Here is a 15572-nt window from a genome sequence, read left to right on the forward strand (position 1 = left end):
ATCCAGAATTCGGGTTAATTAATGTTTCTTTTAATATAGCCAGTGTTACAGGTTTTGACAGGCAGTCATTCATGCCCACATTAGCACAACGCTGTTTTTCTTCTGCCAGTGCATTGGCAGTGATGCCGATAATGGGTTTGGTATAACCTTTGTCCCTTAAGTATTGGGCAAGTTCATATCCATCCATATTTGGCATGTTAACATCCGTTAGAATAATATCTGGTGAGTTGTTTTTAAGATATTCAATGGCTTCAATGCCATCGTTAACCATTGATGCACTAAATCCTATTGAGTTTAATTGGTCGGCCAGTAAGTTCTGATTAATAGGATGGTCATCAACGACCAATACCTTAACTGTATTTAAACAAATATCAGTTTGGACGGTTTTATCTGTAACAGGGATTGTTGATACAGAAATACCTGGCAAGAAAGCCTGGTCTGCCAGGAGATTATCCAACATATTAGGCAGTTCATTCAGTTCATAAGTGTTATATAACCAATGATTTTCTCTAATTTGTTCTGGCGAACCAATATGTTTCTCTGATATTTCTATAAAGTAGCATACAGAAATTTTTGGTTTATTAGCTCGATCGCTAATTAGTATTTCGGTGCCATCTACTTGGCTTTCGTCATAGAGGGAAACCTGGAAATGATTTTGTGTAAGAAAATTTTGCAAATATTTTTCTAGAAAATCATTGCGAATATTTAACAAAATCCGTTTTTGAGTCCGCTGGTTGGATAATTGTTTGGCATGGTATTTCACACCATATAAAGGGAGGCGGATAGAAAAGATACTGCCAACATATTTTTGTGAGACGAATTCAATATCCCCATCCATCAAATTAATGAGTTTTTCGCAAATAGCCAGCCCCAATCCTGTACCTTGTGAATAACTTTCTTTATTGGCACTGATTTGGAAGAATGGCTCAAATAACTGGAATTGTAATTTATCCTCGATCCCAAGCCCGGTATCTTTAATGCTGATATATAGGTAGCCATGCCTTGAGCTGATTTCAATAACAACGTAGCCAGATGCCGTGAATTTGATCGCATTGTTCAGCAAATTGGAGATAATTTGTTGTAATCTTACCGGGTCATTATGGATGATATCAGGGATATCTGGTTCAATATAGCAGTACAAGCCTAAGCCTTTTTTGACAACCAAGGGAAGGTAGTTTGAAATCACATGTGACAGGATCTCTTTGCAACTGAAATCCTTGGGGGCAATTTTCAATTGCTTGGATTCTATCTTCGAGAAGTCGAGAATATCACTGATGATTTTCAACAATAATGATGATGAATTATTCATTGTTGCCAGTAATCGGGTAGATTCTGGTGGTAATGTATGAGATTGCATCAACTCCAGGTTACCAATAATGCCATATAGTGGTGTTCTTAATTCATGGCTGACTGTGGCAAGGAACATCGATTTTGCCTGGTTAGCTTGTTCTGCTGCTGAGGCCATTTCCTGCAAAGATTTTTCCATTTTTACACGGGTGCTGACATCTATCAGTACACAGATTGCGACTTCTTCATTACGATAACGTGAGTGTACAAAACTAATTTGCAAGTGATTATTGTTACTGGTGACGACATCAATATAGCTACTGGTTCTATCGCAAATGATATCAACAATGCGTTTTTGATCTTCATACGTCAACATTCGAGTGTAATTATGAGCTAACTCATTACTCAAGATATTAACGCCATCACGGATCCTTAAAATACTTATCCCCACAGGGGCAGAGGCGACAATTTTATGGTTAAACTGCTCATGTTCTTCAAGGCGAATAGCATTTTCCTCAGCTGGAGAAAACATTTTACGTTCAAACAGCCAAATAAAAAAGATAATCGCAATTGCGGAAATAATATTCAGGATGATACCATTAATTGCACTGTCTTTCAGTTCATCGTAAATATGTTTTAGCGGCAATGAGTAAATAATGCGTAATGAAGAGGGCGATAGATTCCGCATTAATACTAAGCTGGTAAAATTTTCATCGTAACCAAAATACATCGGCTGTGAGTTTGAATTTATAACGAGGGGTTTATTATTTGTCTTTATCGAAAATTGCAATTCGGGCTGATTTGATTCATTTAGCATCATGACTGTAACAGGCCGCTCCCTTTTTTGCAAAAAAGTTTCTAATCTGATAGATTTTTCGATACCTATGATCCCTGTCATGTGGCCATTAATATAAATAGGCGTAAAAACATAAAGATTACCGCCATCCCCTTTGGGATTAGGTTGGATCCAAAAGAGAGTTCTTTCGTTGTTTTGTTCTCTCATGTTGATCAACCTGCGGGTATTCTCGGCGATCATTTTTTTTAGTGCATCAGGCTCTGTGATATTGTTATGAGGAAAAAAGTTCACCATGCATTTGCTTTTTACTCCAATGAAAAAAGTCTGATTTACACTGCGTATAGCGGCAACATTATCTCGCCAAAATGCAATCAACTGATCTAATGAATATAAATTATTATGTGTGGTTTTACGTAATAGTTCACAATCGGAATTCTCATTCAAAGGAATGTACGAGAGAATATCGTTATTATGCGATACGATTGTTTGATTTTTATCATTATTCTGTGATAAGCGATTTTCCGCCATAAATTGAATATCTCGCAAAATATTGGCGATATGTCGTATGTGGGAAAAGGCTATATCATAGTTGGCATTATATTCTTGACGAATATCTGATTTGAGTGCATTAAAAAGATTTGTCAAATAAAAGCTGGTTAATAAGGCTCCAAGCGCCCATAGCATAAATCCAAGCACCCGAAAAAGATAACGTGATATCTTTAATGACGTCCGAAAAGAAGATAGATATCTCAAGAGATCGCCTGATGAAATATATGATTAATAATAACTGTTCACAGCATATACTAGTGTAGCAGGGAATACAAAGCAGCATTTGCATCCTGCTGATTCTTCGTCAAAAAATTGAACAAAAAAGCAGGCACTTAAATGCCTGCTTCTCTTTTAACTCACGGTCTTTTTATTCGCGATTCCCTTCATCAGAAGGCTCCGCGACATTGTCATTTTCATCATCGTCATCTGGTTCAGCTACGCGTTGCAAGCCAACGACTTGTTCGTTTTCGGCTGTGCGGATCAGAGTGACCCCTTGCGTATTGCGGCCAACAACACTGACCTCAGAAACACGGGTTCGTACTAATGTTCCTCCATTAGTAATCATCATGATCTGATCAGTCGGTTCTACCTGAATTGCGCCGATCACATTGCCATTACGTTCGCTGACTTTGATGGAAATGACCCCTTGGGTCGCCCTCGATTTCGTCGGGTATTCGCTTTCGGCAGTACGCTTGCCATAACCATTTTCAGTGACGGTCAGGATTTCTCCTTGCCCACGAGGAATGATCAGGGAAACAACTTTATCACCTTTACTGAGTTTGATACCACGAACCCCAGTTGCGGTGCGCCCCATTGCACGTACACCTTTTACGCGAACCGTACCGTCTTCCAGCGTTTCTTCCTCTTCTTCAAGGAAACGGACAACTTTGCCCTGTGCAGAGAACAGCATAACCTCATTGCTGCCGTCTGTCAGGTCAACGCCGATTAGCTCATCCCCTTCATTCAGATTTACGGCAATGATGCCGGCACTGCGTGGACGGCTGAATTCGCTGAGTCTGGTTTTTTTAACAATACCACTGGCTGTTGCCATGAAGATATTCAGCCCATCTTCATATTCACGCACGGGTAAAATAGCGGTAATACGCTCATTCTGATCCAATGGCAGCAGGTTGACAATTGGACGACCGCGTGCTCCACGGCTTGCTTCCGGCAATTGATAGACCTTCATCCAATACAGCTTGCCCTTATTTGAGAAGCAAAGGATGGTATCGTGGGTATTGGCTACCAGCAAACGCTCAATGAAATCTTCTTCTTTGGTACGTGCGGCTGATTTGCCTTTGCCACCGCGACGCTGGGCTTCGTAATCGGACAGTGGCTGATATTTGACATATCCTTGATGAGACAGTGTCACGACAACATCTTCCTGAGTAATCAGGTCTTCGATGTTAATATCGGCTGAATTCTCAGTTAGCTCAGTCCGGCGGGCATCGTTATATTGCCCTTTGATAACCAGCAATTCTTCACGAATGACTTCCATCAAGCGTTCTGGGTTTTCCAAAATAAACAGCAGTTCCGCGATAGCTTTCAGTAGATCACGATACTCATCAAGCAGTTTTTCATGCTCAAGACCAGTCAGTTTTTGCAGACGCAGATCCAAAATGGCCTGTGCTTGCTGTTCGGTCAGGTAATATTTACCGCCACGGATACCGTATTCGGGTTCCAGCCATTCAGGGCGGGCAACATCGTCACCTGCTTGTTCCAGCATAGAGGCAACATTACCCAATTCCCACGCCTGGGAAATCAGGCTGGCTTTCGCTTCAGCAGGCGTGGAGGCTCTGCGGATCAATTCGATAACAGGATCGATATTCACCAGGGCAACAGCCAATGCCTCAAGGATATGGGCGCGTTCGCGAGCTTTGCGCAGTTCGAAAATCGTCCGGCGTGTCACGACTTCACGGCGGTGGCAAACAAAAGCAGAAAGAATATCTTTCAGGTTAAGTAACTTAGGCTGTCCCTGATGCAGGGCAACCATATTGATACCAAATGAAACCTGTAATTGAGTCAGTGAATACAGGTTATTTAGGACAACTTCACCAACAGCATCCCGTTTTACTTCGATAACGATGCGCATTCCATCTTTATCGGATTCATCACGCAGTGCACTGATCCCCTCAATGCGCTTATCTTTGACCAGTTCGGCTATCTTTTCGATCAGGCGGGCTTTGTTGACCTGATAAGGGATTTCATTGACGATAATGGTTTCGCGGCCATTTTTCTCATTAGTTTCAATTTCTGCACGGGCGCGGATATAAATTTTACCACGGCCTGTACGGTAGGCTTCTTGAATGCCACGGCGTCCGTTGATAATAGCAGCCGTCGGAAAGTCAGGACCCGGGATATACTCCATCAAGCCTTCGATGCTGATGTTTTCATCATCAATGTAAGCCAGGCAGCCATCGATCACCTCAGATAAGTTATGAGGTGGAATGTTGGTTGCCATACCGACAGCAATCCCTGATGAACCGTTCACCAGTAAATTGGGGATACGAGTTGGCATTACCTCGGGAATTTGTTCTGTGCCATCATAGTTGGGCACAAAGTCGACAGTTTCTTTTTCCAGGTCTGCCAGCAATTCATGGGCAATTTTTGCCATGCGCACTTCGGTATAACGCATCGCTGCCGCAGAATCGCCATCTACTGATCCAAAGTTCCCCTGACCGTCAACCAGCATATAGCGCATGGAGAATGGTTGTGCCAGACGAACAATCGTGTCATAAACAGCGCTGTCACCATGTGGGTGGTATTTACCGATAACATCCCCAACTACGCGGGCAGATTTTTTATAAGGTTTATTCCAATCATTTCCCAATACATTCATCGCGAAAAGTACGCGGCGGTGTACTGGCTTCAGTCCGTCACGAACATCTGGCAGTGCGCGTCCAACAATAACGGACATCGCATAATCCAGATACGAGCTTTTCAGCTCTTCTTCGATATTGACCGGTGTGATTTCTCTGGCAATGTCGCTCATGGAGCCACTGTCCCTCATACTCCGAATTCAAAGGCTTAGAATTATACCACAAAATGGCAGTTTTATAAAAATCTGACACGGGTATTTCAAGATTAAGGCATGTATAATAGTTTCCTATCACACATCCCCATAATACTGTTACATTTTCTGTGAACCAGTTTGCTGTGAACCAGTTTGCTGTGAAGCAGTTTCTAGGAGCGATATTGCTGATGAACGTCAAAACTCCCGATTCACACATTCAATCCCATGCCAATGTGGATCAGCAGGAAATCGAAAAATTTGAAGCCGTTGCCTCTCGTTGGTGGGATCTTGAAGGTGAATTCAAGCCATTGCACCGTATCAATCCACTGCGTCTGAACTACATTTTGCAGCATGCTGATGGCCTGTTTGGCAAAAAAGTGCTGGATGTTGGATGTGGCGGCGGTATCTTGTCGGAAAGCATGGCGCGTGAAGGTGCGGAAGTGACAGGGTTGGATATGGGTTTTGAACCCCTACAAGTTGCCCGTTTGCATGCATTGGAATCCGGCGTTTCCGTTTCTTATGTTCAGGAAACGGTAGAAAGTCACGCAGAACAACACCAACATGCTTATGATGTTGTGACTTGCCTGGAAATGCTTGAACATGTACCCGATCCAGAGTCTGTAGTGCATGCCTGTGCTAAATTAGTCAAACCTGGTGGTCATGTTTTCTTTTCAACGATTAACCGCAATCGAAAAGCCTGGTTGATGGCAGTTGTTGGCGCTGAATATATATTGAACATGGTGCCAAAAGGAACACATGATGCGAAAAAGTTTATTCGCCCTTCTGAACTGATCAGTTGGATAGATAAGACTGCTCTGAAAGAGCAACATATTATTGGATTACATTATAACCCGTTAACAGACAAATTTCGACTTGGATATAATGTAGACGTGAATTATATGCTGCACACTCGATCTGTCTGACAAAGACTGTTAAGGGATTAATAAAACAGCAACTAAATATTATTTTTAAGATTTTATTTTCCCTGTTTCGCCGATAGCCTTATGAAAGTAACATCAAGTAACTACGCAGGTTATCGGCTTTTTGCCAAAATTAATCCTCAAGTTATCCACAAAACTTCTCGATCTTGTACACTTGATAAAACTCGGAAATAACATTATCTTGTTATTACCGTTTTAATTGCCCCCTATATATTGTGTTTCTTGTCATCTTGTAGTAGCAACTTGTGATGTAGTCAGTATGTAGTAGCAAGTCGCAATAAGCAGTCGCAAAACAATAGTGAATTGCAGTTAAGCCCCAACTGGCGATCAGCCATCTTGGGGGCATCGTGCTGTCAAGAGGTCAAGGAACAATATAGGCGGGATACGAAAAGAGAGAAGGTGTATTTCCCCATGAACCAGAGTCTGCTAGTTACCAAACGTGATGGACATAAAGAACAAATTGATCTTGATAAAATTCACCGGGTTGTTGCCTGGGCTGCTGAAGGTCTGAAAAATGTCTCAGTGTCACAAGTAGAACTGCGTTCCCAGATTCAATTTTACGATGGCATCAAGACATCGGATATCCATGAAACCATGATTAAAGCTGCGGCTGACCTGATCTCCGGTGATGCTCCTGATTATCAGTATCTGGCGGCACGCCTGGCTATTTTCCACCTGCGTAAAAAAGCTTATGGTCAGTTTGAGCCACCTGCGCTGTATGACCATATCGTAAAAATGGTTAACCTGGGTAAATACGACAAACATTTGCTGGAAGACTATTCCAAAGAAGAATTTGAGCAAATGGATAGTTTTATTGATCATTTGCGTGATATGAATTTCTCTTATGCAGCGGTCAAGCAGCTGGAAGGGAAGTATTTAGTACAAAATCGTGTAACTGGTGAGATTTACGAAAGTGCCCAGTTCCTCTACATGCTGGTTGCTGCATGCCTGTTTTCCTCTTATCCAAAAGAAACGCGGTTGGACTATATCCGTCGTTTCTATGATGCGGTGTCTACCTTTAAAATTTCGCTGCCGACGCCAATCATGGCGGGAGTTCGCACTCCCACTCGCCAATTTAGTTCTTGTGTCCTGATTGAGTGTGGTGACAGCCTGGATTCTATCAATGCGACATCCAGCGCGATTGTTAAATATGTTTCCCAGCGTGCCGGCATAGGCATAAATGCGGGGCGCATCCGTGCATTGGGTAGCCCAATCCGTGATGGTGAAGCGTTCCACACAGGTTGCATCCCATTCTACAAACATTTCCAGACGGCGGTGAAATCGTGTTCTCAGGGTGGTGTGCGTGGCGGTGCCGCAACGCTGTTCTATCCGCTTTGGCATCTGGAAGTTGAAAGCCTGCTGGTACTGAAGAACAACCGTGGTGTTGAAGGTAACCGTGTTCGTCACATGGACTACGGTGTACAAGTTAACAAACTGATGTATGAGCGCCTGATTAAAGGCGGAGACATTTCTCTGTTTAGCCCGTCTGATGTTCCGGGATTGTACGATGCATTCTTTGAAGATCAGGAAGAATTTGAGCGCCTGTACACACAGTATGAAAATGACAGCAGTATCCGTAAAGAGAGCATTAAAGCAGTTGAATTGTTCTCTTTGATGATGCAAGAGCGTGCTTCAACAGGCCGTATTTACATCCAAAACGTAGACCACTGCAATACTCACAGCCCATTTAATCCGGCTATTGCACCTGTGCGTCAATCGAACCTGTGCTTAGAAATTGCATTGCCAACTAAACCGCTGGACAATATTAACGATGAAAATGGTGAAATTGCGCTGTGCACGTTGTCTGCTTTCAACTTGGGAGCCATCGAAAATCTGAGTGAATTGGAAGCGTTGTCGGAGTTGGCCGTTCGTGCGCTGGATTCCTTGCTGGATTATCAGGATTATCCGATTGTCGCTGCAAAACAAGGCTCAATGGGGCGTCGAACGCTGGGAATTGGCGTAATTAACTTCGCTTATTATCTGGCGAAACACGGTGTACGTTATTCTGATAGCAGCGCTAACAACCTGACTCACAAAACATTTGAAGCGATGCAGTATTATCTGTTAAAAGCGTCAAACGAATTGGCGAAAGAGAAAGGTACTTGTCCGTGGTTTGGTGAAACCACTTATGCACAAGGTATTTTGCCGATTGATACTTATAAAAAGACACTGGATACCCTGACCAGCGAACCTTTGCACATGGATTGGGAAGCTCTGCGCCGTGACATTCAACAATATGGCTTGCGTAACTCAACTTTGTCTGCATTGATGCCATCAGAGACTTCTTCGCAGATTTCTAATGCGACCAATGGCATTGAACCCCCGCGTGGTTATATCAGTGTAAAAGCATCCAAAGACGGTATCTTGCGTCAGGTTGTACCAGATTACGAGCTTCTGAAAGGTGCTTACGAGCTGCTGTGGCAAATGCCGAGCAACGATGGTTACCTACAGTTAGTAGGGATCATGCAGAAATTTATCGATCAGTCGATTTCTGCCAATACGAATTATGATCCGGCGCGTTTCCCTAATGGCAAGGTTCCGATGAACCAATTGCTGAAAGATTTGCTGCTCGCTTACAAATATGGTGTGAAAACATTGTATTACCACAACACCCGTGATGGAGCAGAAGACGTTCAAGGTGATCTGGAAGAAGTCGTTGAGTCAGCAGATTCCGATTGTGAAGGCGGCGCGTGTAAGATTTAATTTGAGGAAACTATGTCCTATACCACTTTTTCACAAGTAAAGAATGATCAGCTACAAGAACCGATGTTTTTCGGTCAGTCTGTTAATGTGGCGCGTTTTGATCAGCAAAAATATCCTATTTTTGAGAAGTTGATTGAAAAACAACTCTCCTTCTTCTGGCGTCCAGAAGAGGTGGATGTTGCCCGTGATCGCATTGACTATAACGCATTGCCGGATCATGAAAAGCATATTTTCATTAGCAACCTAAAATACCAGACGTTATTGGATTCCATTCAGGGCCGTAGCCCGAATGTGGCTTTTCTGCCATTGATTTCCATTCCTGAATTGGAAACATGGGTTGAAACGTGGTCGTTTTCAGAAACGATCCACTCGCGTTCTTACACACATATTATCCGTAATATCGTGAACGATCCTTCCATCGTATTTGATGATATTGTGGAGAACGAAGAGATTTTAAAACGCGCCAAAGACATTTCCGCGTATTACGATGATCTGATCGAGATGACCAACTATTATCATCTGTTCGGTGAAGGAACGCATGATGTTGCAGGCAAAACTATTACCGTTAATCTGCGTGAATTGAAAAAGCAACTTTACTTATGCTTGATGAGCGTTAACGCCTTGGAGGCTATCCGCTTCTATGTCAGTTTTGCGTGCTCATTTGCTTTTGCTGAACGTGAATTAATGGAAGGTAACGCCAAAATTATCAAACTGATTGCTCGTGATGAAGCATTGCATTTAACGGGAACACAGCACATGTTGAACCTGTTACGCTCCGGTCAGGATGATCCTGAAATGGCGGAAATTGCCAAAGGGTGTGAACAACAGTGCTACGATCTGTTTGTACTGGCCGCCGAGCAGGAAAAAGAGTGGGCTGATTATTTGTTTAAAGATGGATCTATGATCGGCCTGAACAAAGATATTCTGTGCCAGTATGTTGAATATATCACCAATATTCGTATGCAAGCAGTGGGCTTGAAGTTACCGTTTGAAACCCGTTCTAATCCGATCCCCTGGATCAATTCATGGCTGGTTTCTGATAATGTCCAAGTGGCTCCACAGGAAGTCGAAGTCAGCTCTTACCTGGTTGGTCAGATTGATTCGGAAGTCAATACTGAGGATCTCAGCGGTTTCGAACTCTGATATGGCTGATTATAAAGTCACCCTGCCGTCACGGCAGGGGTTATATATCCATTACTCTTCAGGTTTGCACGACAATTTGTTGGAAGCACTGGAACATGGCAAAGTTCAGCTTGAATACCAATGTCGGCAAGGGTATTGCGGTTCTTGTCGTGTTCGCTTGGTGAAGGGCAAGGTTGGATATCCTTGTAAGCCACTGGCATTTGTTAATGAAGGGGAAATTTTACCCTGTAGCTGTTATCCACTGACAGATATTGAAATTGAGCCATAATTTCCTTTAATATTCCTGATCGTGGGCATATCGATTATCACGACGGTATGTCCATATCCTCACCATTTTTCCATCTGCCTCTTCACGATGTTCCAAAAATAAATAAACAAACAAATACCTTTATTGCTAAGTTTGTTCCTTTTATGCTGTTGGCAACAACGGATTGGAGGTAATTTAATACTTACAGTGTTACATAGCAAAACCAAATAAAGGGGCACAATAATGTATAAAATTGATTATAATTCATATCGTTCAACCAAAAGTTTTAACAGACGTTCCCGCTTCTTAGTTATGCACTACACTGCTTTGAACTTTGAGAAATCTATTCAGGCGCTGACCGGGGAACTTGTCAGTGCTCACTACCTGGTTCCAAACCCAGATGATCCAACTTACCAAGCGGCTGGATTTGATAAAATTCACATATTCAATTTGGTTGATGAACTTGAAAGGGCCTGGCATGCAGGAATAAGTTATTGGGATGGGCGAGAAGGGTTGAATGATACATCCATAGGTATTGAGATTGTGAATGAGGCCAGTGATGATGATGGCGTTTTCACTTTCCCTCCTTATCACCCTGAGCAAGTTGCAGCAATCAAAGAGTTAGCCATCAATATATTACAACGTTACCCGGATATTAAACCGACTCATGTTGTAGGGCATTCAGATATTGCATGGCAAAGAAAAACCGATCCAGGCCCCTTTTTTCCGTGGAAAGAACTCTATGATGCGGGAGTTGGAGCATGGTATGACGAAGAAACTAAGCAAAAATATATTGAACAATTCGGGCATTGCCTGCCTGATGTCACTAAGATTTTAGAAAAGTTTAAGCGTTATGGTTATGACATCACAGGGGCAGAAAAAAAAGAAAATTTTCAATCTTTATTGAAAGCATTTCAAATGCACTTCCGTTCGTCACATTATGATGGTGTACCAGATATAGAAACTATCGCCATTTTATATGCCTTGGTTGAAAAATACTGTGATAATAAATTCTGATTTCTGATGAAATATACTCGATAAACTTCAGGTTGCAATCCGCAAGGCGGCGCGAGGCCTTATATTTCCCCGCTGTGCGGGGAAATATAACACGCATCTTGAAGTTGAACACTGCAAGCCAGTCAGCATAGAAATTCCATGAACTCTATACCTTCATTTTGATTTTACAGGTTGCTGCTTTGTTGGCTGTTCTCTCACCTGATAACATTCTCAGTGACTTAGCTATTATCAAAGTTACTGAGGGATGTTGCCTTGCCGCAGTATTACGCCTTGAAATTTATGAGTCTTATAAGACTAATCTTTCGGAACAGAAGTTCTTCAATGAATAGCGTGTCAATAATGAAATAGACAAGAAAGCACTTGCCTTAAGGCTGTAACGACGATAAATAAGCCAGTTTTTGACTGGCTTATTTTTATATTGTAGCAGCTCTTACATAAAACGAGTTGCTGATAACCGGATAACAACGCAGTGTACATTTGAGAGGAAAGATTTTACAGATTTCATGATGATTTCCTTTGATGGTTATAAATTGTGATTTACTTCACGAAAATCTAAATTCTGAGAAAGATTTTATGCTCAAAAGCAAAAGAGTCAAGATATTTATTAAAGTAATTTTTAAAAATTAAAAAATTTTTGTATAAAATAATAATTTATTGATATTTAACGGATTTTTTTATTTTTTTGTGGGGATTTTATCACCGAATATAATTGTAGCATTGCTGGTTGTTTTTTCATCTAAACTTGATTTCTGGGTTGTTTTTTAGACCAAAATAATCTTGGTGCTCAATCTGGTAGCGGGGAAAATGAATGAAGATCAGTGAAAATGGTATTAATAAACTTAAAAGCTATGAAGGCTTGAAATTGAGAGCATATCCAGATCCTGCCACTGGAGCAGCACCGTGGACAATTGGATATGGTCATACAAAAGGAGTAGAGCCTGGACAAGTGATAACTACGCAACAGGCTGAGGGATATTTACATCAAGATCTTATCCCTGTTTATGCCGCCATTGAGCAGTTAGTTAAAGTACCTCTAACACAAGGGCAATTTGATGCGTTATGCTCATTTATTTTCAATTTAGGGATCGGTAATTTTGCTCATTCAACATTATTGAAAAAATTGAATACCGGTGATTACCAAGGTGCAGCAAAAGAGTTTGTGAAATGGGATCGTGCCGATGGGAGAGCGTTAGCAGCTTTGCGTATGCGAAGGGAATCTGAGCAAAAAACATTCTTATCATAACATGATCAAATAAGTATCATGGTGGTTTTTTAGGCTATCAGAAATAAAAAATAGAAGTCTAATCAGATTATTGCTAATAGCCTAATAAATGAATGACCAATATGGTAAGGACGTAATCCTGTGAATAAACAATTAATCGTAAAATAAATAACTAAATCTCTGATGTACCATGTTGTAATACAACACGATAACCATCGCTATCTTCGAAAGTTTTTCCGCTTTTATCCCAATAAGGATTATAAGAATGAATGAGAATAAACCCGGCATTTTGCATTGATTTTACATGCTCTTGCCATTCAAGTTCATCTTCTATATAAAATACTAATAAATTATCTTTAGTTGGGGCTTTACCAACATGTGTATTGTGGTGATGAGTAAATTCAAGATGCCAGGAATGGTTGGGATGCCCTAGCATAATACCATCAAAACCATCGTGATCTTTGAATTCTCCTAGTATGATAAAATCTAAGCCGTGACAATACATTTCTGCAATTTTAGTAAGATTATCTGTTGGTCGGGCAATCCTAAGAATTGTTGATTTTTTCATATTTTTCTATGTGTAGAGTTGTTTTGGGTGAATAGATCATATCTGAAAAGCATTTTTATTTTTTTAGAAAAAGTGCTGGTCATTTACCAGCACTTTTTGTGCTCATATAATATACTCGATAAACGTCAAGTTGCAACCCGCAAGACGCCGCGAGGCCTTATATTTCCCCGCTGAGCGGGGAAATATAACACGCATCTTGAAGTTGGGTTGGTATATTTATAAATAAAATGTCAGTGTAATTAAAAATATTATTTAATATCAACATCAATAACTTGATAGAAAGCATTGGGGGTATCAGCAATTGTCCACACGCCGAGAATAACATGATAGCCTGAGCGATCGGGAATATCACAGTCCAATGAGACAGTTTGGCCTGGCTTTTTTCCATTATCAAGGTGCTCACAGAAGGGTTTTAGATCAAATTGTGCACGTGTTAGAGGTTTATTTGGATCCCAGCCAGGTTTGGTAATATAGAATTGCCATGAAGTGGTGCTATGCCGGGCTGTTATTGTCCATTTAAATTGGTTGATTCCTTTATTGATAGTGACATGATGCCAGCGGTCTGTACTTTGTTCATTGAGTTGTTTGAATTGAGCAACACCACCACTGGCGATTTGTCCATCTGGTGGTCCCCCTTGTGGGAAGCCTTTGGGACCTTCAACCGATTGTGGTTCATACATGACAGGTCCGCAGTTTTTATTGATACCTTTTTGGCATAAAAGTGCCCTGCTTGGCGGTGTATCGACATATCCATGATTTGAATCTGGTTCAGCAATACTAGAGAATGGGATAGCACCAAAGGCCGTTAATCCTACTAAAAGTAGAGACTTTTTAATATTCATGATGAAGTTCCTATTTTTTCCTTACTTAACTGTAAAATAAGTGAATTTATTTTCTTATTATTATATTAGTCATTAATGAAATTTAAATTTCTTATATATGGAAATGCACAGAAATATTTATAACAAAATTATATAATTATAAATACTTAATTTATGATAGATGTATGCCAGAAAGATATAATTGTCGTTTGCTCTGACGCGATTACGGACAGTAAGAAACATTCGTTTTATAAAATTTTCAACGACAAAAATCCCTCCCTGAATCCAGGGAGGGGAAGAGCGAAATAAGAAGCAAATGAGGGTGTACTAAATTAAGTAGGATTTTGAGTACACATAGATAAGGTAGCCCCAAATGGAAGAATATGCAATAAACCAAACTTAAACAAAGAGTGAGGGTAAATATATGGTCAAAGTGGGTGAAGATAATTATTGGACACAATCGATGCTTGTTCAGCAGCTACAAAGGATAGGCATAAAACAAGGTGATGTTGTGATGGCTCATGTTGCTATGCGATCTGTAGGCAATTGTTTGAATGGTGCAGATGCTCTTATCCACGCTATTTTAACGGTTTTGGGAGTTGAAGGAGTATTATTGTGTTATACGAATTGGGAACAAAATTATGAAGATAGTTTGGATGTAAACGGTTATGTCCCATCAGAATTAAAATCAGAAATCATGCCATATGATCGATCATTTTCCCGAGCAAGCAAAGATCATGGTGTATTCGCTGAGTGTGTCAGGACAACTAAAGGAGCTATTAGAAGCCAAAACCCTGGTGCTTCTGTCGTCGCTATTGGAAATAATGCTGAATATTTCGTAGAGAATCATTCATTAGATTATGGTTATGGTAATGATTCACCATTTGCAAAATTGGTAGAGCGTCAGGGTAAAATTCTTATGATTGGCGCTCCATATCAAACCATGAGTCTTTTGCATCATGCTGAACATTTGGCAAATATTCCCAATAAGCGTATTAGAAAAATGGAGGTCCCACTATTGCAAAATAACCAAGTAGAATGGGTGATGTTAAAGGAATTTGATACTGTAGATCCTGTTTGTGAAAGGTTTCATCAAGGTTATTTTAAAGATATTGTTGAACATTTTTGTCATGAGCATTCAGAGGTTATTATTGAAGGCACCATCGGATCTGCTAATACATTGCTTGTGCCTGCTAAAGAGATATTGGATTATGCAGTACATTGGATGGAGAAATAAAGGAGGGAATAAATAAACAATTATTTTA

At 40.8% G+C, this 15572-nt stretch carries 11 protein-coding genes; 7 read left to right on the forward strand and 4 right to left on the reverse strand.

Annotated elements, in window-relative coordinates; all coding sequences use genetic code 11:
• Both rcsC and gyrA read right to left on the reverse strand, forming a co-directional pair.
• Nucleotides 1-2836, reverse strand: a 2836-nt coding sequence (rcsC, locus tag ABLA76_RS15195; RefSeq protein ID WP_348988566.1) for a two-component system sensor histidine kinase RcsC, incomplete at its 3' end; no start/stop codon positions are given.
• A gap of 163 nt (nt 2837-2999) precedes the next feature.
• On the reverse strand, nt 3000-5624 hold the full coding sequence (gyrA, locus tag ABLA76_RS15200; RefSeq protein ID WP_348988567.1) for a DNA topoisomerase (ATP-hydrolyzing) subunit A: 2625 nt from the start codon (nt 5622-5624) through the stop codon (nt 3000-3002).
• A 209-nt stretch (nt 5625-5833) separates the two neighbouring features.
• Here gyrA and ubiG point away from each other — a divergent pair, with 209 nt between their 5' ends.
• The 6 genes from ubiG to ABLA76_RS15230 all read left to right on the forward strand — a co-directional run bounded on the left by ubiG (nt 5834) and on the right by ABLA76_RS15230 (nt 12939).
• Nucleotides 5834-6568, forward strand: coding sequence for a bifunctional 2-polyprenyl-6-hydroxyphenol methylase/3-demethylubiquinol 3-O-methyltransferase UbiG (ubiG, locus tag ABLA76_RS15205; protein WP_348988568.1), 735 nt, complete (start codon nt 5834-5836; stop codon nt 6566-6568).
• A 429-nt stretch (nt 6569-6997) separates the two neighbouring features.
• Nucleotides 6998-9289 (forward strand): class 1a ribonucleoside-diphosphate reductase subunit alpha, encoded by a 2292-nt coding sequence (gene nrdA, locus ABLA76_RS15210; protein WP_047769359.1) that lies wholly within the window; start codon nt 6998-7000, stop codon nt 9287-9289.
• A 12-nt stretch (nt 9290-9301) separates the two neighbouring features.
• Complete coding sequence (gene nrdB, locus ABLA76_RS15215) at nt 9302-10432, forward strand: class Ia ribonucleoside-diphosphate reductase subunit beta (RefSeq protein WP_348988569.1); 1131 nt, start codon at nt 9302-9304, stop codon at nt 10430-10432.
• 1 nt (nt 10433) lies between these two features.
• Nucleotides 10434-10700 carry a class I ribonucleotide reductase maintenance protein YfaE gene (yfaE, locus tag ABLA76_RS15220; protein ID WP_047769355.1) on the forward strand — a complete coding sequence of 89 codons (267 nt, stop codon included), beginning with the start codon at nt 10434-10436 and terminating at the stop codon, nt 10698-10700.
• A gap of 222 nt (nt 10701-10922) precedes the next feature.
• The gene (locus ABLA76_RS15225; RefSeq protein ID WP_348988570.1) at nt 10923-11696 is read left to right on the forward strand and encodes an N-acetylmuramoyl-L-alanine amidase; all 774 of its coding nucleotides are present in this window, start codon (nt 10923-10925) and stop codon (nt 11694-11696) included.
• An 808-nt stretch (nt 11697-12504) separates the two neighbouring features.
• Nucleotides 12505-12939, forward strand: a complete 435-nt coding sequence (locus tag ABLA76_RS15230) for a lysozyme (RefSeq protein WP_285810051.1) — start codon at nt 12505-12507, stop codon at nt 12937-12939.
• 151 nt (nt 12940-13090) lie between these two features.
• Here ABLA76_RS15230 and ABLA76_RS15235 read toward each other — a convergent pair whose 3' ends face one another.
• Nucleotides 13091-13486, reverse strand: coding sequence for a VOC family protein (locus ABLA76_RS15235; RefSeq protein ID WP_047769350.1), 396 nt, complete (start codon nt 13484-13486; stop codon nt 13091-13093).
• Nucleotides 13487-13734: 248 nt separating this feature from the next.
• Nucleotides 13735-14328 (reverse strand): lytic polysaccharide monooxygenase, encoded by a 594-nt coding sequence (locus ABLA76_RS15240; RefSeq protein WP_348988571.1) that lies wholly within the window; start codon nt 14326-14328, stop codon nt 13735-13737.
• A gap of 403 nt (nt 14329-14731) precedes the next feature.
• Between ABLA76_RS15240 and aac(3) the strand changes: the two genes are divergently transcribed.
• A complete protein-coding gene (gene aac(3), locus ABLA76_RS15245) occupies nt 14732-15544 on the forward strand; it encodes an aminoglycoside 3-N-acetyltransferase (protein ID WP_348988572.1) in 813 nt (270 codons plus the stop codon).
• Nucleotides 15545-15572: the final 28 nt, after the last annotated feature.

Origin of the sequence: Xenorhabdus sp. SGI240 (assembly GCF_040081915.1) — a bacterium.
Classification (GTDB): domain Bacteria; phylum Pseudomonadota; class Gammaproteobacteria; order Enterobacterales; family Enterobacteriaceae; genus Xenorhabdus; species Xenorhabdus bakwenae.

Excerpts from the sequence above, each read along its gene's own strand:
- ABLA76_RS15230 (WP_285810051.1), top strand. The coding sequence starts at position 12,505 with ATGAAGATCAGTGAAAATGGTATTAATAAACTTAAAAGCTATGAAGGC.
- ubiG (WP_348988568.1), top strand. The coding sequence starts at position 5,834 with ATGAACGTCAAAACTCCCGATTCACACATTCAATCCCATGCCAATGTG.
- gyrA (WP_348988567.1), bottom strand. The coding sequence starts at position 5,624 with ATGAGCGACATTGCCAGAGAAATCACACCGGTCAATATCGAAGAAGAG.
- ABLA76_RS15235 (WP_047769350.1), bottom strand. The coding sequence starts at position 13,486 with ATGAAAAAATCAACAATTCTTAGGATTGCCCGACCAACAGATAATCTT.
- ABLA76_RS15240 (WP_348988571.1), bottom strand. The coding sequence starts at position 14,328 with ATGAATATTAAAAAGTCTCTACTTTTAGTAGGATTAACGGCCTTTGGT.
- ABLA76_RS15225 (WP_348988570.1), top strand. The coding sequence starts at position 10,923 with ATGTATAAAATTGATTATAATTCATATCGTTCAACCAAAAGTTTTAAC.
- yfaE (WP_047769355.1), top strand. The coding sequence starts at position 10,434 with ATGGCTGATTATAAAGTCACCCTGCCGTCACGGCAGGGGTTATATATC.
- nrdB (WP_348988569.1), top strand. The coding sequence starts at position 9,302 with ATGTCCTATACCACTTTTTCACAAGTAAAGAATGATCAGCTACAAGAA.
- nrdA (WP_047769359.1), top strand. The coding sequence starts at position 6,998 with ATGAACCAGAGTCTGCTAGTTACCAAACGTGATGGACATAAAGAACAA.